The following is a 26882-nucleotide window of genomic DNA, read 5'->3' on the forward strand; positions in this document are numbered from 1 at the left end:
GCCACCCCTCCCGTGCGTCTGCCCCGTACGTCTGTCCTCGTGCGTCCGTGGAGCGCCGCCGGTCTAGGGGTGCGTCGCCGTGACCTCGATGATCTGGTCCAGGCGCCGGAGCGCGCTCTGCAGCTCGGTCACCCTCTCGCGGATCCGCTCACGCTCGGCCTGGAGCATGTGACGCTGCTCGGCGTCCGTGTGCCCCAGGTCGATACACGGCAGCAGCTCGGCGATCCGGCGGCTGCTGAGCCCGGCGGCGAACATGTCCTGGAAGAACCGCACCCGCTCGGCGGCCTCCGGCGGGTAGAGGCGCTGCCCGCTGGCGCTGCGCTGCGCGGAGAGCAGCCCTTGCTGCTCGTAGTAGCGAACCGCGCGCACGGACACGCCCGCACTCCGTGCGAGATCGCCGATGCGGACCAGCGGTACCTGCCCGACCTCGACCACTCGAACCCCCTTCGTCCGGACCACGACTTGCCTCTGACGTCAACGTCAGGTCTTAGCGTACCGAGCGTGAACCTCACCGACTCAGTCGCCCTCGTCACCGGAGCCAACCGCGGCCTCGGCCGCGCCTTCGCCCAGAGCCTCCTGGAACGAGGTGCACGGAAGGTCTACGCCACCGCCCGGCGACCAGACTCCGTGGACCTCCCCGGCGTGGAGGTGCTCGCCCTCGACATCACCGACCCCCAGGCCGTCAAGGCCGTCGCAGAGGCCGCACCCGACGTCTCCCTGCTCATCAACAACGCGGGCATCCAGACCGGTACCAACCTGGTCTCCGGCTCGCTCGACGCGCTGCGCCACGAGCTGGAGACCAACCTGTTCGGCCACCTGTCGATGACCAGGGCGTTCGCGCCGGCGCTCGCAGCCAACGGCGGGGGTGCGATCGTCAACGTGCTCTCGGCCATGTCGTGGTTCGGGGTTGACGGGGCGAACTCGTACCACGTGACCAAGGCGGCCGCCTGGGCCATGACCAACGGCGTCCGCCTCGAGCTCGCGGAGCAGGGCACCCTCGTGACCGCGGTGCACCTGGGCCTCGCGGACACCGACATGTCGGCCGGCTGGGACGTGGAGAAGCTCGCGCCCTCCGTGCTCGCGGACGCCGTGCTCGACGGCGTGGAGCAGGGCAAGGCCGAGGTGCTGGCCGACCAGTGGAGCCGTGACATCAAGTCACGGCTCGCGCTCCCGCCGGAGCAGTTCAACGAGGCGATGGCCCAGGCGCTCGCGACGCTGGCGTAACCACGCGGTGCCTGCCCAGTACCCTTCCTCGCGTGCCTCCCCGCCATGAGCCTCCCGGTTACGACTGCCCGTTCTGCCGCATCCAGCGTGGCGACTACGACGACCTCAACACACAGGACGACGTCGTCGCCGTCACCGACCTGGCGTTCGCCCGGGTCGCGCCGGTGTGGTGGCCGGGCAACCCGGGCGGGCTCCTGGTGATCCCCCGGGACCACCACGAGAATCTCTACGACCTGCCGCAGGACGTCGGCCATGCCGTATGGGACCTGACGCAGCGGGTCGCCGTCGCGGTCCGGGAGACCTACGACTGCGCCGGCGTCTCCACCCGTCAGCACAACGAGCCCGCCGGGTACCAGGACGTCTGGCACCTGCACGTCCACGTCTTCCCGCGCCACGAGGGCGACGACCTCTACCTCCGTTACCCCGACGGCGCCTTCGTGCCGCCGGAGGACCGAGTCCCCTACGCCCAGCGTCTTCGCGGCTACCTGGGCCTGCCGACAGAGTTCACGATGACGTCACGCCATTAGGCTCGCGCCCATGACGACCGGCACGGACGAACGGCTCGTGGTACGCCTGGCGCGCGAGGAGGAGCTGGCCGACGTCGTGCGGCTGCGGTGGCTGTGGACCGGGGAACGCGAGGGCCCCGACGCCGCAGGCGCCGCGGAGGACTACGTGCCCGCCGCCGCCGAGTGGGCGCGGGCGCACCAGGACTCCCACCTCGCACACGTGGCTGTCCTCGACGGTGCGGTCGTCGGGATGGCGTGGCTCGCGCTCTCGGTCCGCGTACCGAAGGTCGGGGCGATCCTCCGCCTGTCCGGTGACCTGCAGTCGTGCTACGTGCTTCCCGAGCACCGCCGGAGCGGCATCGGCGGCGTGCTGGTCCGCGCCGTGCTCGACACCGCTGCCGACCGAGGGGTCGAGCACGTCACCGTGCACACCTCGCCCGACTCCGTCGCGATGTACGCCCGCAACGGCTTCGCGCACGAGGAACGCCTGCTCTACGCCGAGCCGCCGGCCACGGGCGGTGCCGTCCGATGACCGCCTCCATGCCCCGCTTCGAGCTCCGCCACTGGGAGGAGTACAACGCGAACCAGGGCGCCCGGCCCGTGCGCGACCTGTGCCGCCGCGTCCTGGCCCTCGCCGGGGACGGCGAGGGACGCGCCGCCGTCGACCTCGGCGCCGGGGCGGGTATCGAGACCGCGGCGATGCTCGCCGCGGGCTGGCACGTCACAGCGATCGAGCCGGCTTCCGGCTCGGCCCTGACCGCGGTGCCCGACGACGTCCGCCCCGCCCTGGTCCATCGTCCCGCCTTCGCGCAGGACGCCCTCCCGCTCCCCCACGCGCACCTGGTGCACGCCTCCTACACGCTGCCGTACGTCCCGGTCACGGACTTCGACCACGTCTGGGCGGCGATCCGGGACGCGCTGCTCCCGGGTGGCTTCCTCGCCGTGACCCTGTTCGGCCCGCACGACACGTGGGCCACCGACCCGTCGATCGCCCCGGGACGACTCACCTTCCACAGCCGCGGGGAGGTCGAGCAGCTGCTGGCCGGGCTCGACGTCGTCGACCTCACCGAGGAGGACGACGACGGCATGTCCGCCTCCGGGCCGAAGCACTGGCACGTGTTCGAGGCCATCGCCCGCCGGCCCGAGTGACGGCCTGCCCGATCAGACGTCGCCCGCCAGGTCCAGGCGAATCACTGCCGGCATCGGCAGGGTGCGCCACCGCTCCACGTCCGGGGCAGTGCCAGTGAGCTCCGCCGCCAGGAGCGTCCACGCCGTGCCGTGGCCCGCCAGGACGACGTCGCGGCCGGGGTGCGCGGCGAGGATGCCGCGGGCTGCCCGAGCGACCCGCGCGCGGGTCTCGTCCAGCGACTCCCATCCGGGCCGGGCCGGGGCGCCCGGCCGGGCGAACGACGCCGCCATCACCTCGGGAAAGTCGGGAAGCCACGTCGTGGTGCCGCGGTCGTGCTCGCGCAGGTCGTCCACGACCTCCACCCCCCGGCCTGCCAGGAGGAACGCCGTGCGGGCCACCTTCGGCTCGGGCGAGGTGAACCACACCGCGTCGTCAGCCCAGGGCGCCCGCGTGGCGAGCTCGAGAACGTCAGCCTCGTGCGCGGAATCCAGGTGCCAGGTCGAGGCGGGAGCCGCGGGGTCCATGACCGGCTGGCCGTGCCGGACCAGGTAGAGCGTCACGCGAGCCGGTGCGTCCGCGGGAGTGGCGCCGACCTCCACGCCTCGGCAAGCGCCGCGACCGAGGACCAGCGCACGCCGCGGTCCTCCTGGGTCGCTCGCGTCGCGACGGCGAGCTGCTCTTCCGAGCCGACCCACGCCGCGGGCGACCGCGTGGCGTCGTCGCCCAGGAAGGTGTGGGCGAGGGCGCCGAGCGTGTGGACCGTGGTGATCTCGTCGATCGGCGCGCCGAGCCGGTACTCCTCCGGCGACATGAACCTCGTGGAGCCCCACATGCGCCCCATGCGGTTGACGAGCGGTGCGACCTGGTAGAAGTCGAGGTCGCAGAGGGTGACCCGCCCGGTGGCCGGGTCGATCAGGAGCGAGCCGTCGTAGAGGTCCACGGCGACCCACCCGAGCGCTGCCGAGTGCACGTGGAAGTCGTAGACCTGCTGCACCGCGTCGACCCGCGCCGGGACGGTGAGGGACTTCAGGACGTGCCCGCGGTCGTACTGCTTGCCGATCGGCGTCGCGTCGGTCCAGTCGAACACGAGGGCATAGCCCTCGCCGACGTCGAGCGCCTCCCGCAGGTTTACCAGCGACGGGTGTGCGAGCGCCCGGTAGACCTCGGCAGCGGCCCGCGCCCTGGTGACCGCGTCCGCGACGGCGCCGTCGAACCGGGCCGTCGGCGCGCCCGCGTACTTGAGGAACACCCTGCCGGCCGGGCCCCCGACACCGAAGCAGAGGTTGCCCGAGTCCTGGTCGTCCAGGACGGCGAACACCGTCCCCCACCGGGCCGTGAACGACAGGTCGTGCAGTGCGCGGAGCCGGACCGGCAGCCCGTCGACGGCGGTGACGATCACGCTCGGGAGCCTACCGGCCCCCGGGACGCCGAGGCCGACCACCACTATGAAAGACCTGCGCGACGACGCCGATGCCCTCCTTGCGGTTGTGCGGTCCGAGGGAGCTGGGGTCGACAGACGCGCGCCCCGCGATCCGGGTGGTCTCCGTGAACCCAGGTGCTCCGTACTCGTCCGGCGGGTCCAGGTGAGGCATCCCGTCCTCGGCCGGATGCGGCTGCCCGTGCTGGCGGACCTCGGAGTACGAGTCGTACGACCGCACGACCCGACCGTCGAGCGCGAACTCCCAGGAACCGTTGCCGTGGTAGCTGTCGAAGCCATAGCGGTGCGCCTCTCCGAACCTGGCGCTCAGCCCCGCCAGATCAGCGGTGGTGAACTCGCGTCCGGCGCCGAACACGAGGATCCACCCGTCCAGCACGGGGGTCAGGAAGACCCTGCCCGCAGCGGCGGGGTCCGGGAGCGTCAGACGTGCGTCCGTGTCTCTCACCTGACGCTGCTCGGCGTACCAGACGTCCAGCCCGCGGAGCATCGTGGCCGGTACGGGTACGGACGCGCCGAAGGCGCCGAGTACCGCGGCCTGGTCCTCGGTGCGCAGCGCGTACCAGATCCCGTCCGGTTCCTCGTAGGGCCCCAGCTCGTCGTCACGGGCCTGTTCGGTGAGCCACGCCTGGAGTTCCCTCCGCTCGGAGAGGGGCATCGCGTCAGGACCGTGCACTTCCGCCCGGACCGCCAGGGCCGCAGCTCTTCCCTGCTGACCACGGAGGACAACGTCGTCCACGACATGGTCGGCGGTGCGGCCGATGCGGACGAGAGCGTCGACCGCGGTCCAGAGCACCTCGGGCTCGAGATCCTCCAGCAAGGCTCCGAGAGCTGGGAGCAGCACGTCGAGGTCGTCGTCTGCGCCCCTCGCATGTTCGATGGAGAACGCCAATCTCCGGGCTGCGTCAGCACGAACGCCTGGAACGGGGTGGTTCAGGGCGCCGACGTACAGTCGCGAGTCAGCGCCCCGATACCAACGGAGAGCGTTGCGGTGCCGGGGCATCACCGGCTGCGGCGCCGTCCGCGCCGCCTCCAGCAGCAGCTCGAATCCCCCATCCCCGCAGAAGCTCCCGATCACCATGCTGATCGTTGCGGGATCGACCTCGGTCGAGGCGTCAGCCAGAATCGCCAACAGGGCGGGCACGGGGTCGTGACCTGAGTCTGCGGCGGCTCCGGCGCGCTCCATGACCTCGTACGGTGACGACCCGAGATGGTCCGCGAGCTGCTCGACGTTCATGGGCCGGACGGTACTGCCCGTCACTGACATCCCGATCGTCGCCCGACGCCCGGGCACGCGCCCGGATGCGAGCGCCGTCGCGCCGCCGGAGGCTGGCACAACGTCCGGCGAGTGCGCGGGAGGAGCCCCGCCCGCGCCACCGCGAGTCCCCGAGGAGGTCCAGTGTCCGACGACGCCCCCACGTTGCGGTCGCTGTCCGAGGTGGCCGAGCTCGCGACCGCCGTCGTACCCCTGTATGTGCGGTTCAGCGGCGGGCCCGACGCCGACCGTGAGGTCGTCAGCCGCGACCACGAGAGCGGGTGCCTCCTCCCGGGCCTCAGCGTGAACCCGCTGACGGCCGAGCCGTGGTGGGACCGGCCGGTCGACCACTGGGTCGCGCGCCAGCTGTGCCAGTACGCGCACCTGATGACCGAGGACCGCTTCCCGTGGCTGCTCACCGGCACGATGGCGGGCCGCGGACCCGACTGCGAGCCGTTGCTCGTGGACGTCACCGCCGTGGCCCTCCTGGACCGGACGGTGGTCACCGAGGCGGAGGAGCTCTACCACCGCGTGTTCGACGTGGGCGACCAAGGCACCTAAATCGATTTGTCCCATCTGGCAAACTCCCCCCATGTCGTTGCCTGAGCTCCCTGTCGTCGCCGGCTTCCACCCAGACCCGTCGATCTGCCGCGTCGGCGACACCTACTACCTCGCGTGCTCGTCGTTCGAGTACGCACCCGGGGTCCCGGTCTTCCGGTCGGAGGACCTGGTGACCTGGACCGCCGTCGGGCACGCGCTGCACCGCGCGGAGCAGCTGCGGTTGCGCGACGCAGCGCCGTCGGGCGGGGTCTACGCGCCCACCCTGCGCCACCACGACGGCCGGTTCTGGCTGGTCACGACCAACGTCTCCGACGGCGGCCACCTCCTGGTGACGGCGTCCGACCCGGCGGGGCCATGGTCGGACCCGGTCCGCATCGCGCTCGTGGGGGGCATCGACCCGGACATCGCCTGGGACGACGCCGGGACCTGCTACCTCACCTGGTCCGACGGCGCGATCCGGCAGGCCGTCCTCGACCCGGGCACCGGAGCCCTGCTCAGTGAGCCCGTCACCCTGTGGAGCGGCACGGGTGGCAAGGACGTCGAGGCCCCGCACCTGTACCAGGTGAGCGGCACGTGGTACCTGCTGGTCGCCGAGGGCGGCACCGCGGCCGGGCACGCCGTCTCCGTCGCGCGCGGCCCGTCGCCGCAGGGTCCCTGGGAGGCGAACCCGAGCAACCCGGTCGTCACCGCCCGGGGCACCGCGTCGGCAGTGCAGAACACCGGGCACGCGGACCTCGTCCAGCGACCCGACGGCACCTGGGCCATGGTCTTCCTCGGCGTCCGCCCGGCGGGCTACTTCCCGTCGTGGCACGTGCTCGGCCGCGAGACGTTCGCCGCGGAGCTCCGCTGGGAGGACGGCTGGCCGGTCCTCGGGGAGCCGATCCAGCCCGACGTCGTGCCGCCTGCCCGTACCGTCCTCGAGGCGCCGCTCGGGCACGACTGGGTCGGCGCCGGGCGCTTCCCGGACGAGGTGCTCCGGCCCGCGGCGGCGGGCTGGACACTTGCCGCGCCCGATCCCCGCACGTTCGTAGGGCGTCGGCAGGAGCACACACGGTTCACGGCCCGCGCCCGCGTCGAGGCGGCCGACGGCGTCGGTGGGCTGGAGGTCCGCATCGACCCCCTGCACGCCCTCACGCTGGAGGTCGACGGACCGGTGGTGCGGGCCCTGGCGCGCATCGGCGGGATCGTCAAAGTGCTCGGCGAGGCCGCGTCGGGCGGCGACCTCGTCCTGGAGTCCGTCGACCCGCCCCACCCGCAGTACAGCCACCGTCGCGGTCCGGACGAGCTCGTCGCGTCCATCGCCACCCCCGACGGCCTCGTGGAGGTTGGCCGACTCGACGGCCGCTACCTGTCCACGGAGGTCGCGGGCGGCTTCACCGGCCGCATGGTCGGCCTCTCGGCAGAGCGGGGCGCCGTGTCCGTCGGCTCGTTCGAGTACCAGGGGGCGTGAGGCGCTCGTCAGGTCGCGTGGACAGTCGCCTCGACGTTGACCTCGAACCCGAACCCGTCGCCGCCATGGATCTCGATGGTGTGGGTTCCGGGGTCGAGCGGTTCGATCGTCGCCCAGATGCCGACCAGCCACCGTCGCACCGGCCAGAACGTCCGGGTCACGGGGTTGAGCAGGGCGCCACGGATCATGACAGCGTCTGTCGCCGCCCGAACCAGGGGGACCTCCTGCCCGTCGAGGCGGACGGAGCCGTGCGCCCCCTCGATGTGGCCCACCGTCACCGGACCGGGGCACCACATGCAGAACGCGGGACCGAACAGGGGGATACCCGCCGGCACCCTGAAGTCGCGGCGGGCACTCCCGCCCATGGTGCCGCCGAGAAACCACACATCGCCGGGCTGCTTGCGCCCGGCGTCGTCGCCGGTCTCGTCCAGCAACGGGTTGTTGAGGAGGCTGGTCCTGGCGACCCACTGCGTCCACCGCGTTGCATAAGCAGCCGCCGCGGCGGTCTGGTCGGTCGTGCTCATGAGCGGATGCTATAGACAGCAGGGACCCCCGCCTCGCCCCGTTCATGTCAGACACCGCCCCTACTCTGACCGCCATGACGACAGAAGAGTTCTGGGCACTGGTCGACCGCGCCCGATCGCAGGCTGACGACGGCGACGCGGAGTCCGTGGCCGAAGAGCTCGTGAGCCTGCTCGTGGCGCTGCCGCAGGAGGAGATCAGGCACGCGGAGCGGATCCTTGATGCGCTGGTGGACCGGGTGAACACGGTCGACCTCTGGGCGGCTGCCTACGCGATCAACGGCGGCTGCTCGGACGACGGCTTCGTGGACTTCCGTGGATGGCTCGTCGCGCAGGGACGCGCTGCGTTCGAGCGCGTGGCGGCCGATCCGGACGCCCTGGCGGACCTGCCCGTGGTGCGCTCCGCCGTGGAAAACGGTGAGGACCTGTCAGGCGAGTCGATGGTCTACGCGGCGTGGGAGGCGTGGGAGCAGGTCACCGGAGAGGACTGCCCGCCCGAGCCGGAAGACGACGGCGAGCCTGCCGTGGAACTGGTCTTCGACGACGACTTCGACGACACCGAGGCCGTCGCCGCCCGCCTGCCTCGCCTCATGGCGCTGGTCACGGCCGCTCAGGACGGCTGACGAGGGAAATCTGAAACGTTTCAAGTTGCCGGAAAGCGCTTCCGATCGCCGTATACAACCTTTACTGTCCCCTACGAAGGACAGCACCTCCGCCGCGCTGAGCGGCGACCGCCAGCACGGGGACTCCCCCGCCCGGCAGGATCAACGACGATCTCCAGGAGGACCGATGTATCTCAAGCATGTTCGGCACGCGATCGGGGTGGTGGCGGCGGCAGCGCTCGTCGCCGTCGGCGGGCTGGTGTCCGTGGCCGCCCCCGCCGCTGCCGCCGACTGCAGCACCGGGAACGCGATGGTGACCGGCGCGCCCGGCGGCTACACCACCCGCAACGGGACTCGGACCGTCTACACGGGCTCCGACTACCGCGCGGCGATCCAGGCGGGCGTCAACTCGCTCACCGCCGGCCGCACGTCGCAGCAGCACGTCGCCGTCCCGGCCAGCGGGTCGATCGGCGCGAGCACCATCTCGCTGCCGAGCCACACGTCGATCTCGATCTGCGGCACCATGAACGTGGCGTACCGCTCCGGCCGCGGCGCGATCGAGGCGCTCAACGCCAGCAACGTGACCATCTGGGACCTCAACATGACCGGCAACCCGTACTTCGGGCTGCGCTTCTACGGCATGAACGGGCTCCACCTCGGCCGGATCAACCTCAACCTCAGCAGCGGCATGGGCATCCGGTTCGAGCGCGACTTCCCCGGCAGCCGCAACGTCGTCATGGACTCCATCTACGTGTCCGGGGCGAGCAGCCACGCGGTCGAGACGTGGCACATCAACGGGCTGACGGTCGGGACCGTGACGGCCCGGAACGTCGGCGAGTCCGGCCTGCTGCTGCAGGGAACCACCAACGCCCGGATCGGCACCGTCGACGGCAACAACGTCGGCGGGGGCACCGGCTACGCGACCCTCCGCATGGCCAACCGGAACGGCCGCCTCGCCGACGGCTCCTACCCGACGAACGTCATCGTCGACCGTGTGGTCTCCCGCGGCGGCGGCCGCGGCATCTTCTGCGTCTCGGAGTCCGGCGGCGTGCAGATCAAGAACATCGACCTGGCGAGCAACGGCAGCAACGCGATCCTCATCGAGAACTGCTACGGCGTCCGGATCGACAGCGGCACGGTCAACGGCGGCGGCGAGGTCCGGATCTCCGCCCGGACCGAGTTCGCGAACACCCGCGACACCAACATCACCCTGCGGGTCGACAACACCACGGTGCGCGAGTCGCCCTGCGGCGTCAACACCACCTGGAACATCACAGGCAACGCGAGGGTCACCGTCTGCTGACCCCGGCTGACCAGTCTGGCCCGACGCCGGTGGCTCGCCTCCCCGCAGAGGTGCGCCACCGGCGTCGGGCGAGGCCCTAGGTCGTCCCCGGATCGTCCTCGACCTGGATCGTCGCCGACGGGCACAGGTCCTCCGCCTCGCGGACGGCCGCCCACTCCGACGCGGGCGGGGCCTCGTCGAGGACGCTGACGAATCCGCCGTCCTCCTCGAGGTTCGCGAACACCCGCGGTGCCGTACGGCTGCAGTTGCCGGACGCGATACAGGTGGTCGGGTTGACGGTGACCTTCATCGGGGTGCGTCCTCCAGGCTCAGCCGCGGTACCGGCGGACCAGCGGGCAGGTGTACGGGTCGCGGTGCTTCAGCCCGACCTGGTTCAGGTAGGCGATGATCGTCCGGAACGCTCCGACGAGCGACGTCTCCGTGTACGGGATGTCGTTCTGCGCGCAGTACGCGCGCACGACCTTCTGCAGCTCAGGGAGGTTCGGGCGGGGCGCCATCGGGAACAGGTGGTGCTCCACCTGGTACTCCAGGCCGCCCATGAGGAAGTGCACCAGCGCTCCGCCGCGGACGTTGCGCGACATGTAGATCTGCCGGCGGAGGAAGTCGATGTCGGCGTCGTGCGGGACGGTCGGCATCCCGATGTGGTTCGGGGAGAACGCGCCGCCCAGCAGGAACCCGAACACCGCGACCTGCACGACGACGAAGGCGACCACCATCCCGAACGGGAGCACGACCAGCAGGAACGCGAGATAGCCGAGCACCCGGAGCCCGACGAAGAGGATCTCGGTCCAGCGGTGCGCGACCTCCCTGCCGGTGAAGATGTTCCTGACCGAGCTGACGTGCAGGGAGAACCCCTCGAAGAACAGCAGCGGCAGGAAGTAGTAGCCCTGACGCCGTGCGAGCCTCGCAGCCAGCCCCGTGCGCCGGTCGGTGGCGTCCGGCGTGAAGGACAGCACGCGGGACTGGACGTCGGGGTCTTCCCGCTCCTTGTTGGGGTTCGCGTGATGGCGGCCGTGCTTGTCCACCCACCAGCCGTAGCTAAGACCGGTGAAGAGGCCCGAGATGACTCGGGCCGTCCATTCGTTCCACGCCCTGGACGCGAAGATCTGCTGGTGCGCCGCCTCGTGCCCGATGAAGGCCAGCTGTGCCATCGCCACGCCCAGCAGAGCCGCCAGGACGAGCTGCCACCAGGTGTCGCCGAGCGCGACCACGCCGACCAGGATCGCCGCCGCGACCAGCGTCCAGAGCAGCATCATCGTCCAGTAGAACCCGTAGCGACGGCGCATCAGGCCGGCGTCGTTCGCCTCGGTCGTCAGCTGATGGAAGGCTTCGACGTACCGGTTGCCAGGCATGTGTCGTCCCCTCTGGTCCGGAGGCGGCTGCTCACCGAGCGATGGTAAGTAGGCAGCCGTATGCCCGCAATGCGATGCCCTGCTCGGGCGACGCCCGACTCGCCTGCTACGCCGGCTCCGGCGTCTCAGCCGGCTCTCGACTCCTCCCCACCCGTCGCGCGTCGGACGACGTCGCCGAGCTGCTCCCACGCCTGCTCGGACGGTTCGACGAGCGCGTACGAGGTGGGCCAGAACCCGCTCTTCTCGTCGAGGGTGGCGTGCGTGCTCACCCCGAACGTCGAGTAGCGCTCCTTGTCCATCTGCCCGCTGCGGAAGAACACCACGACGTTGCCGCCCTTCGCGTAGCCGGGCTGGCCGTAGTACAGCTTCGGAGCGAGGCCCGGCGCTTCGGACGTGACGATCGCGTGAACATGCTCCGCCAGCTGACGATCGCCGTCGGGCATGTGCGCGATCTTCTCGAGCACCTTCGCCTCCTCTGCGGCGGCCTTGTCGGCGCTCTTCGACCGCTTGGCCTCCGCCCTGAGCTCCGCTGCGCGTTCCTTCATCGCGGCGCGCTCCTGCGCGGAGAACCCTCCTGTGGTTTCCGTGTTCTTGGCCATCGTCGCGCCCCTCTGTCGTCGTGGTGGTCGTGTGACCTCCACGCTAGAGGCGACGGTCCTGGGACCGCTTCTCGATTCGTGATCGGTTGAGGTGCCGGACGACGACTCGGAGGGAGCCACGCTGTGGAGCGCGCGTCGGGCGACAATGGCTCCATGACAACGGTGTCCTCCCCCCTGTACCTGACCTGCACCGCGGGGTCGCCATGATCCGCCGCGCCCTCGCCGCCCTCTTCCTGCGGGTGACCCGCTACCGCGTCGTGGCGGAGCCGTTCCCCGACCCGCCGGCCGTCGTCGTCGGTGGCCCGCACACGTCGTACTGGGACTTCGCGTTCTTCCTCGCCGCCCTCTGGACCCTGCGGCTGCGGGTGCGCTTCCTCGGGGCGGACCGGTTCTTCCGCGGTCCGCTCGGGCCGGTCATGCGCGCCCTGGGCGGCATCCCCGTCGACCGCGCCAACCGGAACGGCCTGGTTGCCGAGCTCGTCGGACGCATCCGCGCCGGCGAGCGGTTCTACCTGGTCATCGCCCCCGAAGGCACCCGGCGCCCGGTCCCGTGGAAGTCGGGCTTCCACCGGATCGCACGCGAGACCGGCATCCCCGTGGTGCTGGGCTTCCTGGACAGCGTCACGCGGACCGTGGGCCTGGGACCCACCATCGAGGTCACCGACGACCTCCACGCCGACATGGCGGTGATCCGTGCGTTCTACCGTGACAAGAAGGGCCTGCACCCCGAGTGGAGCGTGGAGCCGTACCTCGCCGGCGAGGACCCGCGCTGAGGGCAGGTCACGGAGCGTCAGTGGCGGCTGGTTCTCTGTCGGGCATGAAGAAGGCAGCGGCCGAGGCACTCTGGCGGCACCCCCTGGTGAGCGCGGCGCTCGATCGTGCTCCGGAAGTGTTCCCGGCCCTGGACGGGCTCTACGACTGGGACACCCCGCGCGAGGTCCTGGCCGAGCACCTGTCGTTCGGCGTCGAGCGGAGGTTCTTGTCCTCGACGTGGTGGGTGTCGTTCGGCGACGAGCTGTTCCCGGTGATGTGCGCGGGAACCGGTGACGACGACTACCTGATCGGCGCACTCCTGACAGCACGACACGGCGCCGGGGACTTCGTCTGGCCGGACAAGGAGTTCTTCGACTGGACCACCCCCGACCGGCGCCCCGCCGAGGCGATGCTCGCCGATCTCGTGGACACGGTGGTGACCGTCTACCGAGCGCTGGACTACCGGCTCAGCTCCCGGTCGCCGCACCTCCCGGTCGACCTCGGCCGGGACGCGGACGCCGCCGTCCGGGCTGCGACCAACCATCCCGGGTGGATCCTGCAGCGGCAGCACTGGCTGGGACCGGAAGGCTGATCCGCGACGCCCGCCACATGGGAGGAGCAGCCCGTACGGTGGTGGGATGAAGATCCTCGTCACCGGCGCCACAGGAAACATCGGCCGGATGGTCGTGGACCACCTGCTCGCGGGCGGCGCTGACGACGTCCGAGCCCTCACCACCAACCCCGCCAAGGCACACCTGCCCGACGGCGTCGAGGTCGCCGTCGGCTACCTGCGCACCCTCGAGACCCTGCCTGCCGCCCTGGAGGGAGTCGACCGGCTCTACCTCGCCCCGGTCCTCGACACCGTGACCGACGTCGTCCGGCTCGCCCAGGAGGCGGGCGTCCGGCACATCGTCGACCTGTCGGGCGACGAGACGACCGACTGGCAGCCGATCGCGAAGGCGGTCGAGGCGTCAGGCGTGGCCTGGGCGCACCTGTACGCCGGGGAGTTCGTCGAGAACACGACCGTCTGGGCCGACCAGGTCCGCACCACCGGCGAGGTGCGGGAGCCCTACCCGGACGCTGCCAACGCGCCGGTCGCCATGGACGACATCGCCCGGGTCGCCGCCGCGGTGCTGCTGGGCGAGGGTCACGAGGGCGCCGTGCACACCCTGACGGGGCCGGAGACGATGACGCGGTGCGAGCGGCTGCTCCGGCTCGGCACGGTGCTCGGCCGCGACCTGGCGTTCGTCGAGGTCTCGCTGGACGAGGCCGCGACCGTCCTGGAACCGGCGATGGGCGAGTACGCGCGCTGGTACCTGGAGGGGTTCGCCTGGATGGTCGACAGCCCGCAGGTCGCCACGACCACCATCGCGGACGTGACGGGCGTGCCCGCCACGACGTTCGAGCGGTGGGCCTCAGCGAACGCCGACGCGTTCCGCTGAGGGGTTCTGCCCAGCAGTGCTCCGTGTCCTGCGCGTCAGGCGATGTCTTCAGCGTCGAGCGCGTCCGTGAGCAGCGCGACGAGGGCTTCGAGCTGAACGTCCGTGGACGACGCGACGTCCTCGTCGCCCGCGCCGTCGAGCGCCCTCGCGGCCAGCCCGGACTTGCTGTCGATCAAGGCGGCGATCTTGGAGTCGATGGTCTGGGCGGCGATGATCCGCCAGGCGGTGACGGGCTCAGCCTGGCCGATCCGGTGGATCCGGTCGATGGCCTGGGTCTGCTCGGCGTAGGTCCAGGAGAGCTCGGCCAGCACCAGGTTGGAGGCCACCTGGAGGTTCAGCCCCACTCCAGCGGCTGTCAGGGAGCAGACCACGATCGACACGTCGGGATCGTTGACGAACGCCGCGAGGTTCTTCTCGCGCGCCTTGGGCGTCTGGTCGCCGCGGATCGAGGCGTAGCCGATGCCGCGATCGGCGAAGGTCTGCTCGGCCTGGTCCATCACGTCGACGTGCTTGGCGAAGAACACCACCTTGCCGACGTTGCGGGCCAGCTGCGCGGCGTAGTCGGCGGCCAGTCCGGCCTTGGCCTGGCCGATCCGGCGGACCATGGTGAACACGTTCTCGCCTCGGGCCCGCGAGCTCGAGTCCTTCAGCTCCGACGCCGCCACCCGGCGCGCGAGGTCGAGGTCGACCCCGTCGACGGCTCCGTCGCCACCGCGGGCCTCCACGGCGGACCGGTAGCGACCGACCAGGCGCTGGGCGAGCGCGGCCTCGGCGGCACGGATCGAGCGGCCCACTGCGCCCTCGAGCTCGACCGGCAGGTCCGCCACCCGGCGGGCGGGGATGTCGGCGACCACGTCGGCCTTGCGGCGGCGCACGATGCCCATGTCGATCACGCTGGTCCTGGCGGCGGAGTAGAACCCCAGGTCCGCCGGGGTGAGGCCGGTGTCCTCAAGGGCGGACAGCAGGGCGGCGCGCGGCTTGGTGTCGTCGATCCAGCCGAGGAACTGCCAGATTGCCCGGAAGTCCTCGATGTCGTTGATCAGCGGGGTGCCGGTGAGCGCCATCAGGAGCGGCCGGGCGGTGCGGGCGCGGATCCGCTCCGAGATGGCGAGCACGTGCTGGGACCGCTGGGAGCCCTTGTTCTTGATGAAGTGCGCCTCGTCGACGATCATGCCGCGGAAGCCGAGGTCGCCGAGCCAGCCGATGTGCCGGTCCAGGAGCTCGTAGTTCACGATCACGACGTCAGCGAACCCGTCGATCCGGTCGCCGTCGCCATGGACCACTGTCGACCGGCGTTGCGGCGTCCACATCCCGACCTCGTGCGCCCAGTTCGTCTTCACCACGTTGGGCGCCACGACGAGCAGCGGGTAGGCGTCGGCCGCCTGGGCGGCGAGCAGTGCCTGGGCGGTCTTGCCGAGACCGGGCTCGTCGGCGAGCAGGAAGGTGCGGTGCCCGCGGGCCGTGGCCTCGACGACCTGGGCCTGGTGCGACATCAGCTTCCGGCCGTTCGGGGCAGACACCGAGCGTGGTTCGGGCAGCGGCATGCAGGCGGGTGCGCCGGGGCCGGCGTGCTCGAAGGACCGGAAGAGCGGCTCGAGCAGCTCCCAGCCGGCCAGCCGGCGGGCCCGCGGGGCCTGCCGCTCGGCCGCGGCCTCGAAGTTGGGGGCGAGGAACGGGTTCGCCAGCTGGCGCGAGATCACCGAGCGGGGCACCACCTGCTTCTCGGCACCGGGCACCGGCGGGGCGGGCGCGGCGGGCGGGGGCTCGTCGGGCGGCTCCAGACCACCGGCGCGCATCATGGTCGCCTTGTAGGCGCGCGCAGCGTCGGACACCCGGGCGTCCTCGGCGAGCAGCTCGAGCAGCGACGTGTCCCGGGCCGCGATCCTCGCCAGCAGGGTCGCCACGGCGTCGAGCCGCTTGAGCTGCTGGGTCCGCTGCGACTCGGTCAGGGCGCCGTCGGCCCTCAGCCGGGCCCGCTCCTCCCGCATGAGCAGCGCGACGACCTGGAACTTCGTGCGCAACGCCTGGCGCGTCGGCGGTCGCTGCACGGCGCCGTCGACCTCCCGGGCAACCTGTGCGAGCACAGGGATGATCCCTTGCTCCGCGGGCCGCGGAGCGCGGCGCCGCTGGGCGACGGCCCCCGCCCGCCCGCGACCGGACCGCTGTTGGCCTGGTCGGGCCACATCTCCTCCTTCGCTACCTGCGCACCAAGAATTCGGTGCTGCCCCTTCTCACCACGATCGACAAGGGTCCGCTCGTCGTTGAGCGACGCCTCGGCGGCCATGGTTCACCTGCGAGCTCATTGAGTCGTGGCCACCGGCTGAAGCCGGCGGACTCGGCATCAGCTCCGGGCAGGAGTCGTCGCCGTTGCGCGGGGAGACTTCCCCACACAGGTCCAGGATACGGGCGGCGAACGATGCCAGGCATCAAGACGGAAGCCGATCCCCAGAATCATCCCGGACGACGACGTCCCTCCGTGCGCTCAGCCCGCCGCGTCCCAGACGGTCTTCCCGTCCGGATCCACCAGCAGGCCGATGCGGCCCTTGCCGACATCCCACGACGCGTGCCACCCGGACGGCAGGGCGAGGAACCGGGCGAGGTCGGGGTTGCGCCGGTGGAGGTCCTTGCCGGTCAGCGTCTCGACGTCGACCGCCCGCTCCGGGGTGGTGCCGACGTACCAGCCGGAGTCCTCCTCGCCGGTCTGCTCGCCCCGGACCAGGTGGACGACGTCGGCCTCGAGCGCCCCTCGCTCGACGGTGAACGTGCGGGTGAACCGCACGCTGGAGCGCGCGGCCCTCGTGAAGCCGAGGACCTTGCGCTCCTGGAAGAGCACGTCGAGCGCGGGCTCGAGGTCCCACTCGGAGCGGTCGGCCACCAGGTTCCAGGCGGCCAGGCGCAGGCCGCCGTTCCCGTCGTCGTGGAAGGAATACTGCCAGAAGCCGGAGAAGAACGGCTGGCCGTGCTTGTGCCACTGCGCGTCGAGCGCTGCGGCGTCGCGCAGGAGGACCGCGCCGAGCTCCTGGTAGGCGGGCGCGACACGGGCCCACACGCGCAGCCCCGCGCTGCTGCGTGCCTCGACCTCGACCGGTTCCGACGTTGTTGCCGGGACGGGCGCCGGCACCGGGCGCAGGGGCTCGCCGTCGGCCCACCAGCGGACGGCGTCCGCGTTCGGCGGCGGCCAGTCGTGCCGCCCGTTCGCGATCGGGTCGAGCGCGGCGATCTCCTCCCCGGTCTGCATCGCGACGTACCAGTGCCCTGGCCCCTGGGCCCGGTCGACACCGACGAGGAGGAACGACCCGCTGGGCCGGGCCGCGAGGCGCTCGGCGATCTCGTCAGCCGTGGTCTCCTGCAGCCTCCCGCCGACCTGCGCCTCCAGCGCGGCCTGGTCCGGTCCCGTGCGCCCGGCGGTGCGCAGCTCGCCGCCGCGCAGCCAGTCGATCGTGGCGGACACGGCCGACGCCGCGTGGTTGACCGCGTGCGTCGACGCCCGACGGCGTCCGGCACGGAACGCGGCGAGCAGTTCGGCGAGCGTGATGGCCGACTCGCCCGCCAGGGCCTGCCCGTCCGGCGCGACGACGGCGTGCGCGCCGCCCCGTCCCGGAGTCCACACGTGCAGCAGCCCGTCCTCGGCCGGTCGGGAGCAGGTGCGTGCTGTGTCTGCGTCGATGCCGAGGACCGCGGCGCCGACGGTCACCTGGTCCGACCCCGGTGCGACGCCGAACGGACGGACCGGCGGACCGTCGGCGAACCAGCGCACCGCGTCCTCCGACCCCGGCGGAGGGAACGGCTGCTTCCCGTTCACCAGCGGGTCGATCGTCACGGCGGTTCCGCCGTCGTTGTAGCCGATGACCCAGTGCCTCGGCCCCTGCGGACGGTCGAACCCGACCACCAGCGCGGCGCCCGGCGGGTCGCCCTGGAGCCGCTCGACGATCTCGGCCGCCGTCGTCTCCTCGAGCGGGCGGCCTGCCATCTCCTCGAGGTGCGCCTGCGTCACCTCACCGTCGGCAGGCTCCGGCTCCGCGATGCCGCGCACCGCCCGCAGGAAGAGGTCTCGTACCGCCCACGCGGCGTCGATGCTGTGCTGGTGGGGAGAGTTCACGGGCGCATCCTCCCACTCTCCTACCAGGCGCGATAGCGTCCTACCGGCCGCTCTGGCGGCCTACGGGGCCGTGAGCAGGGCCAGGTCGCGGCGGATGTAGCGCAGGTGGGCCCACTCTTCCTCGAGGATCACGCGAACGCAGTCACCGACGGTCGGGTGCCAGTCGCTGGCAGGGCCGCCCCACGGGTCGTTGCGTTCTTCGGCGAGCAGCTCGGGCGTGGCCGTGGCGAGGAAGTCGGTGACGAGCTGCTGACGCTCGGCGCGGACGGCCAGGATCTGGTCGTACGACGGCGGCTCGGCGACGAAGATCGACATGTCGAAGCCCATCCGCTCCGCGCCGGTGAAGATCTGCCCGAACGGGTGGAACGGCTGCTCGATCCCTTGGATCGCGCCACGCAGCCAGGTGTCGGTGGCGAGGACAAGGTGGCGCAGCGTCTGGGACAGCGACCACTCGTCGGTGACGTGGGCGTCGACGAGCTCGGGCGGCGTCTGCGTGACCGTCTCCGCCCAGGCGGCCTGCACCGCTGACCACCCCTCGCGCAGGCCCTCAGGGGTCTCCGCCTTCTGCAGCTCACGACCCGGGAAGAGCCGGTTGAGCTCAGCCTCGACGTAGGGCACCACGTCCACGCCGTTGACGATCAGGCTCCCGAAGAACAGGTCGTGGCTGTCGATGTCGAGCCCGCCGACGTCCACCCCTCGCAGCTTCGCTCCGGTGAGGTCCGAGAACCGGATCGTCGCGCCGGCGAAGGTAGAGCGGGTGATGGTGGCTTCCTTGAAGTCTTCCTTCTCGATGTGTTTAGGCATGGGGACAGGGTGGCACTCAGCCAGGGTTTCGGCTTCCTTCGACCGGCTCAAGCTGTCAGGGTACGAGCTTCAGGACCGCGACCTGAGCCGGGCGAATCGCGCCGAAGTGGTCTTGGAATGCCGCAACAGGTCAGACCCTGGCTACCTCGCCGAGACGGCATCCGCCGGGGTGGCGGACATGGGCGGCTCGGGTGTCGCAGCCGCGCGATCCGTCGGGGCGGGCGTTCCGGCAAGGTTTGTGCGCGGGCACGTGCATGGATACTGCTCCGCCCGGTCGAGCAGGTCGATCAGGAAGCTCCAGGGCTGGCTGATCCCCTCGCTCGCGCGGTGCTGCATGAACGCCCGCACGGGGCCGGCGATGTTCGTCAGCGGGTGGTGCCAGGCGCGCAGGACGAGGTCCGGGTCGACGAGTCCCTCGATCACGTAGGCACCGAGGGTGTCGTAGAGCGCGAGCGAGTAGTTGATCTGGTCCCACGTGTCGTCCCCGCGACCCGGGAACGTCCCCGATGCGGCAGCCAGGAAGAGCTGTCGCCGGCCCGACGCGGCTACAGGCTCTACGAGGATCTCGTGGATGCGCGTGTAGTTCGCGGAACGTGCCGACTCCTCTGCGGCGACGATCGCCTCGTGCGACGTCTCGCGTGTCTTCTTCACCGTGAACCACGCCGACCACACGGACGTCGCCACGGCGACGAGGGCGATCACGACGGCGATCCACTCGGACCAGGACGCGCCACCCTCGGAAACAGCCGCGTTGACGACCTCGAACGTCACACTTCCACCTTCCGGCCCAGTTCAGCGGCCCTCATGCGAGTCCACACCTGTCCTACGGACCCAACAGAGAACCGGCAGATCGGACGGCATCTCCCCTGTTCAGGGGAGATGCCGTCCGACCTCGATCAGCCAATCCTCAGACGTTGAACCCCAACATCCGCAGCTGCTCCTTGCCGTCGTCCGTGATCTTCTCCGGACCCCACGGCGGCATCCAGACCCAGTTGATCCGGAAGCCGTCCACGATGCCCTCGAGGGCGCCGGCGGTCTGGTCCTCGATGACGTCCGTCAGCGGGCAGGCGGCGGACGTGAGCGTCATGTCGATGGTCGCGTGGTTGTTCTGGTCCACGGTGAGGCCGTAGACGAGGCCCAGGTCGACGACGTTGATCCCCAGCTCGGGGTCGATGACGTCGCGCATGGCTTCCTCGACGTCGGCGGCGGTCGTGGGCGTGGTGCCGGTGGTCGCCTCGGTCATGCTTCCTCCTTGGTCTGGGGCGGGCTGCCCTGCGCGGCCGCGAGGGCGCCGCTGCGCGCGAGCGAGTCCTTGAGCGCTGCCCAGCCGAGCAGCGCGCACTTGATACGGGCGGGGTACTGCGACACGCCGGTGAAGGCGGTCGCGTCGCCCAGGGCGTCCTCGGCGTCGTCGGACCCGAGGCCCTTGCCCCGCGAGCCCATGAGGTCGTGGAACAGGGCGTCGAGCCGCGCCACCTCGGCCATCGAGGCGTCGGTGACGAGCGACGTCATCACCGAGACGGACGCCTGCGAGATGGAGCAGCCCTGGCCTTCCCAGGTGACGGTGTCGACGTGGCCGTCGGGGCGCACCGCGACGCGGAGGGTGACCTCGTCGCCGCAGGTGGGGTTGATCTGGTGCGACTCCCCCGCCAGGTGCCCGGCAGGCGCGTCGACGAGGCCCCGGCCCACGGGGTGCTTCGCGTGGTCCAGGATCACCTGCTGGTACATCTGCTCGAGCGAGCTCACGTCGTGCCTTTCACAAAGGGTCAGTCCACAGAGAAGAACGCGCGGACCCCCGTCAGCGCTTCCCGGAAGGCGACGATCTCCTCGACCGTCGTGTACACGGAGGCCGACGCGCGAGCCGTCGCGGCCACGCCGAACCGGCGGTGCAGCGGCTGCGCGCAGTGGTGGCCCACGCGCACGGCGATCCCGGCGTCGTCCAGCACCTGGCCCACGTCGTGCGCGTGGACGCCGTCCACCACGAACGACACGGCGGCGACCCGGTCGGGCAGCCCGTCCGGCCCCACACCCACAGTAGAAGGCCCGATCACCCGGACGCCCGGGATGTCCGCGATCTTCAGCATCTCGGCGGCCAGCTCGGCCTCGTGGGCCGCGACGGCCTGCATGCCGAGCTCGCCGAGCCACTGCGCGGCCACGCCCATGCCGACGGCCTGCGCCACCATCTGCGTGCCGGCCTCGAACCGCTGCGGCGGCGGGGAGAACGTGGTGCGCTCCATCGTGACGATCTCGACCATCGAACCGCCGGTGGTGGCGGGCGGCATGGCCTCGAGCAGCTCGCGCCGCCCGTACAGCGCGCCCACGCCGGTGGGTCCGAGCATCTTGTGCCCGGAGAACACGGCGAAGTCGACGTCCAGCGCGTGCAGGTCCACCGGCAGGTGCGGCACGGACTGGCACGCGTCGAGCACGGTCAGCGCACCCACGCGACGGGCGGCGGCCACGAGCGTCGCCACCGGAGCCACGGCCCCCGTCACGTTCGAGACGTGCGCGAACGCCAGCACCTTGGTGCGCTCGTTCACGACCTCGTCGAGGTCCGAGAGGTCCAGGCGGCCGTCGTCGGACACCCGCAGCCAGCGCAGCGTGGCGCCCGTCCGGGCGCTGAGCTCCTGCCACGGGACGAGGTTGGCGTGGTGCTCCGCCTCGGTGACGACGATCTCGTCGCCGGGGCCGAGCACGAACCGGCGCGAGGCGTCGGACCCGCGGCCCAGGGCGGCGTCGAGCGTCGAGCCGAGCATCGCGGCGCTGACGAGGTTGATCGCCGCCGTGGCACCGGAGGTCCAGACGATCTCGCCGACGTCGGCCCCGACGAACCCGGCCACGGCCGCGCGGGCGTCCTCGAACGCCTCGGTGGCCTCCTCGGCGAGCTGGTGCGCGCCGCGGTGGACCGCGGCGTTGCGCTGCTCGTAGAAGTCCACCTCGGCGTCCAGCACGACCTGCGGCTTCTGCGAGGTCGCCGCGGAGTCGAGGTAGACGAGGGGACGACCGCCGCGGACCGTGCGCGCGAGCAGCGGGAAGTCCGCCCGCACGGCGGCGAGCTCGGTCGCGCTGAGCGCGGTCGCGATGGTCATGGTCGTCCCCTCGTCAGTGGTCTCAGGCCGTCTTGGCGGCGAGGAACCGGTCGTAGCCCTCGTTCTCGAGGCGGTCGGCCAGCTCGGAGCCACCCTCCTCGGCGATCCGGCCGTCGACGAACACGTGCACGAAGTCCGGCTTGATGTAGCGGAGGATGCGCGTGTAGTGCGTGATCAGCAGCACGCCCACGTCGGTGGTCTCCTTGGCACGGTTGACGCCCTCGGAGACGACGCGCAGCGCGTCGACGTCGAGGCCGGAGTCGGTCTCGTCGAGGATCGCGAAGTGGGGCTTGAAGAGCTCCATCTGGAGGATCTCGTGGCGCTTCTTCTCGCCGCCGGAGAAGCCCTCGTTCACGGAGCGCTCGGCGAACGCCGTGTCCATGCGCAGGTTCTCCATCGCTCCCTTGACCTCCTTGCCCCACGTGCGCAGGGCGGGGGCCTCGCCGGAGATCGCGGTCTTGGCGGTGCGGAGGAAGTTGGCCACGGACACGCCGGGCACCTCGACCGGGTACTGCATGGCGAGGAAGAGGCCCGCACGGGCGCGCTCGTCGACGGTCATCGCGAGGAGGTCCGCGCCGTCGAGCGTCACGGTACCGGCGGTGACCTGGTACTTGGGGTGGCCGGCGAGCGCCGACGCGAGGGTGGACTTGCCGGAGCCGTTCGGGCCCATGATGGCGTGCGTCTCACCGCTGTTGATGGTGAGGTCGACGCCGCGCAGGATCGGCTTGGGGCCTTCCTTCGTCTCGACGCTGACGTGCAGGTCGCGGATCTCGAGGGTGGACATGCTCAGTTCTCCAGGTTCAGTTGCACAAAAAGGGTTCGGGGCGCCGGCGTCATGAGACCGGCACTGTGACGTCGATGTCGACGAGCACACGCTCGCCGTCGACGGTCACGGGGTACACCGGGACGGGGCGCACCGCGGGCAGCTGGACGGGCTTGCCGGTCCGGACGTCGAACTGCGAGCCGTGGAGCCAGCACTCGACGAGGCAGCCCTCCACCTCGCCGTCCGACAGGGACACGGCACCGTGGGAGCAGACGTCCGAGATCGCGTGGAACTCGCCGTCCGCGTCGCGGATGACCGACACCGCGACCGGGGCGCCGTCGGGGCCGTCCAGCTCGACGAGCATGGCCTCCTCCGGTCCCAGGTCGGACGTCATGCACGCCAGCTGCGCGGTCACGCGGTGACCTCGGCCGCCTCGACGGGCGCGCCCGTGATGACGCTCATGGACTTCTCGAGCTCGGCCTCGATGGAGGCCAGCAGGCGCTCCTCGACCGACGGGACGCCGATCTCGTGGATGAGCTCGGCGAAGAAGCCGCGCACCACGAGGCGACGGGCCTCGACCTCGGAGATGCCGCGGGCCATCAGGTAGAAGAGCTGCTCGTCGTCGAACCGGCCGGTCGCGGACGCGTGGCCCGCGCCCTCGATCTCGCCGGTCTGGATCTCGAGGTTCGGCACGGAGTCCGCGCGCGCGCCGTCCGTGAGGACGAGGTTGCGGTTGAGCTCGTACGTGTCGGTGCCCTCGGCCTCGGCCCGGATGAGCACGTCGCCCACCCACACCACGTGCGCGCCCTGGCCCTGCAGCGCGCCCTTGTAGGTGACGCGCGAGCGGCACGACGGCACGGCGTGGTCGACGAAGAGGCGGTGCTCCTGGTGCTGGTCCGCGTCCGCGAAGTAGAGGCCCACCATCTCGACCTCGCCACCCTCGGCCGTGAACTCGGCGTCCGGCGTGATGCGCACGACGTCGCCGCCGAACGTCACCACGACGTGCTTGAGCTTCGCGTCGCGACCCAGACGGGCACGGTGCGAGGACGCGTGCACCGCGCCGTCGGCCCAGTCCTGGACGGTGACGACGGTGAGGTGCGCACCGTCCTCGACCACGATCTCGACGGTCTCGGACACGGTCGCGACGCCGTCGTGGTCGAGGACCACCACGGCCTGCGAGTGGCGCTCGGCGCGCACGAGGACGTGCGCGGCCGTGGCCTCGCCGGAGACGCCGGAGATCCGCACGGAGGTCACGTCGGACGCGACGGCCTCGGCGGGCACCGTCACGACGGTGGCCTCGGCGAAGGCGTTCCACGCGGTGAGCGCGGTGCGGTCGCCCGGCTTGCCGGCGGTGCCCAGGCGGGCGTCGTCGCGCCCGACGGTCTCGACCTTGACCTCGGGGGCCGCGGTGACGGTGACCTGGACGCCCGAGGCGGCCAGGGTCTCCGAGAACAGCGGCTGGAGGCGCGCGACCGGGGAGAAGCGCCACTCCTCCTCGCGGCCGGAGGGCACGGGGATGTCGGCCAGGTCGAACGACGTCAGCCGCTCGGCGCGCGATCCCTGGGGCACCGCACCGGTACCGAACGAGTGCGAGTGGGCGCCGTCGGCGACGGCGCGCGTGTGATCGGTAGTAACGGCCATCAGCCGACGGACCCTTCCATCTGCAGCTCGATGAGGCGGTTCAGCTCGAGGGCGTACTCCATGGGGAGCTCGCGCGCGATGGGCTCCACGAACCCGCGCACGATCATCGCCATGGCCTCGTCCTGCAGCATGCCTCGGGACATCAGGTAGAACAGCTGGTCCTCGCTCACGCGGGAGACCGTGGCCTCGTGGCCCATCGACACGTCGTCCTCGCGGACGTCCACGTACGGGTACGTGTCGGACCGGGAGATCTGGTCGACGAGCAGCGCGTCGCAGAGCACGTTGGACGCGGAGCGGTGGGCGCCCTCGAGCACCTGCACCAGGCCGCGGTACGACGTGCGGCCACCGCCGCGCGCGACGGACTTCGAGATGATCGACGACGACGTGTTCGGGGCGGCGTGCACCATCTTGGCGCCGGCGTCCTGGTGCTGGCCCGCGCCCGCGAAGGCGATGGACAGCGTCTCGCCCTTGGCGTGCTCGCCCAGGAGGTAGATCGCCGGGTACTTCATGGTGACCTTGGAGCCGATGTTGCCGTCGACCCACTCCATGGTGGCGCCCTCGGCGGCCGTGGCGCGCTTGGTCACCAGGTTGTACACGTTGTTCGACCAGTTCTGGATCGTCGTGTAGCGCACGCGGGCGTTCTTCTTCACGATGATCTCGACCACCGCGGAGTGCAGCGAGTCGGACGAGTAGATCGGCGCCGTGCAGCCCTCGACGTAGTGCACGTACGAGCCCTCGTCGGCGATGATCAGCGTCCGCTCGAACTGGCCCATGTTCTCCGTGTTGATGCGGAAGTAGGCCTGCAGCGGGATCTCGACGTGCACGCCCGGCGGCACGTAGACGAACGAGCCGCCCGACCACACGGCGGTGTTCAGCGCGGAGAACTTGTTGTCGCCGGCCGGGATGACGGTGCCGAAGTACTCCTGGAAGAGCTCCGGGTACTCGCGCAGGCCCGTGTCGGTGTCGACGAAGATGACGCCCTGCTCCTCCAGGTCCTCGCGGATCTGGTGGTAGACGACCTCGGACTCGTACTGGGCCGCGACGCCCGCGACGAGGCGCTGCTTCTCCGCCTCGGGGATGCCGAGCTTGTCGTACGTGTTGCGGATGTCCTCGGGCAGGTCCTCCCAGCTGGTGGCCTGCTTCTCCGTGGACCGCACGAAGTACTTGATGTTGTCGAAGTCGATGCCGGAGAGGTCCGCGCCCCAGCTGGGCATGGGCTTCTTGCCGAACAGGCGCAGCGCCTTGAGGCGCTGGTTCAGCATCCACTCGGGCTCGCTCTTGAGCGTGGAGATGTTCCGGACGACCGCCTCGGACAGACCACGCTGCGCGGACATGCCCGCGGCGTCGCTGTCGTGCCAGCCGTACTCGTACGAGCCGATGCTCGCGATGATCTCCTCGTCGGAGCGCTGCTCAGGCGCAGCCTGGGTCTCTGCAGTCATCTCGTTCCTTCGGTGGTGGTAGGCAGGTGCCCGGCCGGGGGCCGGACCGGGATGTTCGTGGTGCAGGCGTGCGCGCCGCCCGCGATTGTTGCCAGCCGCTGCACGTGGGAGCCGAGCAGCCGGGAGAAGGCCTGGGCCTCCGCCTCGCACAGCTCGGTGAACTCCTCCGCGACGTGCTGCACGGGGCAGTGCCCCTGGCACAGCTGGACGCCGGGTACCACACCGGCACGGGTGACGGGCGCCGGCAGGGGCCGGACCGAGGCCGCGTAGCCGTCGGCGGACAGCAGCCCGGCGAGCTGCTCGGCGCGACCGGCAGGGTCCGTGGCGGTCAGGCGAGGCTCGTAGCGCCGCACCACCGCCTCGTACCGCTCGGCGGCGAAGGCGGCGACCGCGTCGGGCCCTGCGTTGTCACGCAGGAACCGCAGCACCTGGCCGGCGATCTCCTGGTAGCCGCCGGACAGCTCGGACTGGCCGCCGGACGTGACGACGTAGTGCCGCGCGGGCCGGCCTCGACGGGCAGGGGTGCCCGCGTGCGACTCGTGGACGGCGATCTTGCCCTCGTCCTCGAGCAGGCCCAGGTGCCGGCGGACGGCCGGTGCGGTCAGCCCCAGCTCGTGCGCCAGGTCGGCGGCGGTGACGGGGCCGTCGCTCGCGACGAGCTGGAGCACGCGGCGGCGGGTGGTGCCGTCGGTCTCCGTGGGGTGCACGAGCGTGTGGGCCACGGGGGCCGGGTGGGCAGGCGCCGTGGCAGGCGCGAGCGCCGTCGTGGTCTCGGTCGTGGTCGCCATCGGTCCTCCCCTCGTGCCTGCCGGCGTGCGCCGGATGTCCTGTGCGGGACCCGGGCAGCAGTACGTACCCGGGACTCCGTAGGTTTAAGGAACATCCTTGTTCCCTAATTCCCGATGCGCAAGGAAGGCG

General features: G+C 71.3%; 32 protein-coding genes. 12 read left to right on the forward strand and 20 right to left on the reverse strand.

Features of this window, described 5'->3' with window-relative positions:
- Positions 1 to 63: 63 nt before the first annotated feature.
- The gene (locus D1350_RS14005) at positions 64 to 435 is read right to left on the reverse strand and encodes a MerR family transcriptional regulator (RefSeq protein ID WP_125776628.1); all 372 of its coding nucleotides are present in this window, start codon (positions 433 to 435) and stop codon (positions 64 to 66) included.
- 66 nt (positions 436 to 501) lie between these two features.
- Here D1350_RS14005 and D1350_RS14010 point away from each other — a divergent pair, with 66 nt between their 5' ends.
- From D1350_RS14010 to D1350_RS14025, 4 genes are read left to right on the forward strand one after another with little or no spacing between them, the layout of a single operon-like run.
- Complete coding sequence (locus tag D1350_RS14010; RefSeq protein WP_125776629.1) at positions 502 to 1224, forward strand: SDR family oxidoreductase; 723 nt, start codon at positions 502 to 504, stop codon at positions 1222 to 1224.
- A gap of 32 nt (positions 1225 to 1256) precedes the next feature.
- Entirely contained in the window at positions 1257 to 1751 is a 495-nt protein-coding gene (locus tag D1350_RS14015; RefSeq protein WP_125776630.1) for an HIT family protein, read from the forward strand.
- Between the two features lie 10 nt (positions 1752 to 1761).
- Complete coding sequence (locus D1350_RS14020; protein ID WP_125776631.1) at positions 1762 to 2262, forward strand: GNAT family N-acetyltransferase; 501 nt, start codon at positions 1762 to 1764, stop codon at positions 2260 to 2262.
- Complete coding sequence (locus D1350_RS14025; RefSeq protein WP_240644098.1) at positions 2259 to 2879, forward strand: class I SAM-dependent methyltransferase; 621 nt, start codon at positions 2259 to 2261, stop codon at positions 2877 to 2879. Before D1350_RS14020 ends, D1350_RS14025 begins: the two co-directional genes overlap by 4 nt.
- Before the next feature lie 12 nt (positions 2880 to 2891).
- Here D1350_RS14025 and D1350_RS14030 read toward each other — a convergent pair whose 3' ends face one another.
- Genes D1350_RS14030 through D1350_RS14040 form a run of 3 tightly spaced genes read right to left on the reverse strand, consistent with a single transcriptional unit; the run spans position 2892 to position 4952 of the window.
- Positions 2892 to 3419, reverse strand: coding sequence for a histidine phosphatase family protein (locus D1350_RS14030; protein WP_125776632.1), 528 nt, complete (start codon positions 3417 to 3419; stop codon positions 2892 to 2894).
- On the reverse strand, positions 3416 to 4258 hold the full coding sequence (locus D1350_RS14035) for a serine/threonine protein kinase (RefSeq protein ID WP_125776633.1): 843 nt from the start codon (positions 4256 to 4258) through the stop codon (positions 3416 to 3418). Before D1350_RS14035 ends, D1350_RS14030 begins: the two co-directional genes overlap by 4 nt.
- Before the next feature lie 10 nt (positions 4259 to 4268).
- Positions 4269 to 4952, reverse strand: a complete 684-nt coding sequence (locus D1350_RS14040) for a hypothetical protein (protein WP_125776634.1) — start codon at positions 4950 to 4952, stop codon at positions 4269 to 4271.
- 12 nt (positions 4953 to 4964) lie between these two features.
- Between D1350_RS14040 and D1350_RS14045 the strand changes: the two genes are divergently transcribed.
- From D1350_RS14045 to D1350_RS14055, 3 genes are all read left to right on the forward strand, one after another.
- Positions 4965 to 5453: a hypothetical protein gene (locus tag D1350_RS14045; RefSeq protein ID WP_125776635.1), complete on the forward strand. Its 489-nt coding sequence runs from the start codon at positions 4965 to 4967 to the stop codon at positions 5451 to 5453.
- A 240-nt stretch (positions 5454 to 5693) separates the two neighbouring features.
- Positions 5694 to 6110, forward strand: a complete 417-nt coding sequence (locus tag D1350_RS14050) for a DUF6098 family protein (RefSeq protein ID WP_125776636.1) — start codon at positions 5694 to 5696, stop codon at positions 6108 to 6110.
- 31 nt (positions 6111 to 6141) lie between these two features.
- Positions 6142 to 7560, forward strand: a complete 1419-nt coding sequence (locus D1350_RS14055; RefSeq protein WP_125776637.1) for a glycoside hydrolase family 43 protein — start codon at positions 6142 to 6144, stop codon at positions 7558 to 7560.
- Between the two features lie 8 nt (positions 7561 to 7568).
- On the opposite strand, the gene D1350_RS14060 is transcribed toward D1350_RS14055, so the two are convergent.
- Complete coding sequence (locus D1350_RS14060) at positions 7569 to 8084, reverse strand: hypothetical protein (RefSeq protein ID WP_125776638.1); 516 nt, start codon at positions 8082 to 8084, stop codon at positions 7569 to 7571.
- 74 nt (positions 8085 to 8158) lie between these two features.
- On the opposite strand from D1350_RS14060, the gene D1350_RS14065 reads away from it, so the two are divergent.
- Both D1350_RS14065 and D1350_RS14070 read left to right on the forward strand, forming a co-directional pair.
- Complete coding sequence (locus tag D1350_RS14065) at positions 8159 to 8704, forward strand: DUF4240 domain-containing protein (RefSeq protein WP_125776639.1); 546 nt, start codon at positions 8159 to 8161, stop codon at positions 8702 to 8704.
- Between the two features lie 166 nt (positions 8705 to 8870).
- A complete protein-coding gene (locus D1350_RS14070) occupies positions 8871 to 9986 on the forward strand; it encodes a hypothetical protein (protein WP_206074538.1) in 1116 nt (371 codons plus the stop codon).
- A gap of 76 nt (positions 9987 to 10062) precedes the next feature.
- Here D1350_RS14070 and D1350_RS14075 read toward each other — a convergent pair whose 3' ends face one another.
- The 3 genes from D1350_RS14075 to D1350_RS14085 form a co-directional block, all read right to left on the reverse strand.
- Positions 10063 to 10275, reverse strand: coding sequence for a ferredoxin (locus tag D1350_RS14075; RefSeq protein ID WP_125776640.1), 213 nt, complete (start codon positions 10273 to 10275; stop codon positions 10063 to 10065).
- 19 nt (positions 10276 to 10294) lie between these two features.
- The gene (locus D1350_RS14080; protein WP_125776641.1) at positions 10295 to 11338 is read right to left on the reverse strand and encodes a fatty acid desaturase family protein; all 1044 of its coding nucleotides are present in this window, start codon (positions 11336 to 11338) and stop codon (positions 10295 to 10297) included.
- A 125-nt stretch (positions 11339 to 11463) separates the two neighbouring features.
- Positions 11464 to 11937 (reverse strand): DUF1801 domain-containing protein, encoded by a 474-nt coding sequence (locus tag D1350_RS14085; RefSeq protein WP_125776642.1) that lies wholly within the window; start codon positions 11935 to 11937, stop codon positions 11464 to 11466.
- Positions 11938 to 12140: 203 nt separating this feature from the next.
- Between D1350_RS14085 and D1350_RS14090 the strand changes: the two genes are divergently transcribed.
- From D1350_RS14090 to D1350_RS14100, 3 genes are read left to right on the forward strand one after another with little or no spacing between them, the layout of a single operon-like run.
- Positions 12141 to 12710 (forward strand): 1-acyl-sn-glycerol-3-phosphate acyltransferase, encoded by a 570-nt coding sequence (locus D1350_RS14090; RefSeq protein ID WP_125776643.1) that lies wholly within the window; start codon positions 12141 to 12143, stop codon positions 12708 to 12710.
- 44 nt (positions 12711 to 12754) lie between these two features.
- Positions 12755 to 13282, forward strand: coding sequence for a hypothetical protein (locus D1350_RS14095; protein ID WP_125776644.1), 528 nt, complete (start codon positions 12755 to 12757; stop codon positions 13280 to 13282).
- Positions 13283 to 13328: 46 nt separating this feature from the next.
- Positions 13329 to 14132, forward strand: a complete 804-nt coding sequence (locus D1350_RS14100) for an NmrA family NAD(P)-binding protein (protein WP_125776645.1) — start codon at positions 13329 to 13331, stop codon at positions 14130 to 14132.
- A gap of 35 nt (positions 14133 to 14167) precedes the next feature.
- Here the strand turns inward: D1350_RS14100 and D1350_RS14105 are convergent, their stop codons facing one another.
- The 12 genes from D1350_RS14105 to D1350_RS14160 form a co-directional block, all read right to left on the reverse strand.
- Positions 14168 to 16315 (reverse strand): DEAD/DEAH box helicase, encoded by a 2148-nt coding sequence (locus D1350_RS14105; protein ID WP_125776646.1) that lies wholly within the window; start codon positions 16313 to 16315, stop codon positions 14168 to 14170.
- Between the two features lie 299 nt (positions 16316 to 16614).
- Entirely contained in the window at positions 16615 to 18231 is a 1617-nt protein-coding gene (locus D1350_RS14110; RefSeq protein WP_125776647.1) for an immunity protein Imm33 domain-containing protein, read from the reverse strand.
- Positions 18232 to 18291: 60 nt separating this feature from the next.
- On the reverse strand, positions 18292 to 19035 hold the full coding sequence (locus D1350_RS14115; protein ID WP_125776648.1) for a DinB family protein: 744 nt from the start codon (positions 19033 to 19035) through the stop codon (positions 18292 to 18294).
- A 141-nt stretch (positions 19036 to 19176) separates the two neighbouring features.
- Complete coding sequence (locus tag D1350_RS14120; RefSeq protein WP_125776649.1) at positions 19177 to 19806, reverse strand: hypothetical protein; 630 nt, start codon at positions 19804 to 19806, stop codon at positions 19177 to 19179.
- 136 nt (positions 19807 to 19942) lie between these two features.
- A complete protein-coding gene (locus tag D1350_RS14125) occupies positions 19943 to 20278 on the reverse strand; it encodes a metal-sulfur cluster assembly factor (protein ID WP_125776650.1) in 336 nt (111 codons plus the stop codon).
- Entirely contained in the window at positions 20275 to 20781 is a 507-nt protein-coding gene (gene sufU / locus D1350_RS14130) for a Fe-S cluster assembly sulfur transfer protein SufU (protein ID WP_125776651.1), read from the reverse strand. The genes D1350_RS14125 and sufU overlap by 4 nt, the downstream gene beginning before the upstream one ends.
- A 20-nt stretch (positions 20782 to 20801) precedes the next feature.
- A complete protein-coding gene (locus D1350_RS14135; RefSeq protein WP_125776652.1) occupies positions 20802 to 22121 on the reverse strand; it encodes a SufS family cysteine desulfurase in 1320 nt (439 codons plus the stop codon).
- Positions 22122 to 22143: 22 nt separating this feature from the next.
- Positions 22144 to 22905 (reverse strand): Fe-S cluster assembly ATPase SufC, encoded by a 762-nt coding sequence (sufC, locus tag D1350_RS14140; protein ID WP_125776653.1) that lies wholly within the window; start codon positions 22903 to 22905, stop codon positions 22144 to 22146.
- Between the two features lie 49 nt (positions 22906 to 22954).
- Complete coding sequence (locus D1350_RS14145) at positions 22955 to 23299, reverse strand: non-heme iron oxygenase ferredoxin subunit (RefSeq protein WP_125776654.1); 345 nt, start codon at positions 23297 to 23299, stop codon at positions 22955 to 22957.
- The gene (gene sufD / locus D1350_RS14150) at positions 23296 to 24525 is read right to left on the reverse strand and encodes a Fe-S cluster assembly protein SufD (protein WP_125776655.1); all 1230 of its coding nucleotides are present in this window, start codon (positions 24523 to 24525) and stop codon (positions 23296 to 23298) included. The genes D1350_RS14145 and sufD overlap by 4 nt, the downstream gene beginning before the upstream one ends.
- Positions 24525 to 25964, reverse strand: coding sequence for a Fe-S cluster assembly protein SufB (gene sufB, locus D1350_RS14155; RefSeq protein WP_125776656.1), 1440 nt, complete (start codon positions 25962 to 25964; stop codon positions 24525 to 24527). Before sufB ends, sufD begins: the two co-directional genes overlap by 1 nt.
- Positions 25961 to 26752, reverse strand: coding sequence for a helix-turn-helix transcriptional regulator (locus D1350_RS14160; RefSeq protein ID WP_125776657.1), 792 nt, complete (start codon positions 26750 to 26752; stop codon positions 25961 to 25963). Before D1350_RS14160 ends, sufB begins: the two co-directional genes overlap by 4 nt.
- Positions 26753 to 26882: the final 130 nt, after the last annotated feature.

Source organism: Antribacter gilvus, assembly GCF_003946865.1.
In the GTDB taxonomy this organism is placed as follows: domain Bacteria; phylum Actinomycetota; class Actinomycetes; order Actinomycetales; family Cellulomonadaceae; genus Antribacter; species Antribacter gilvus.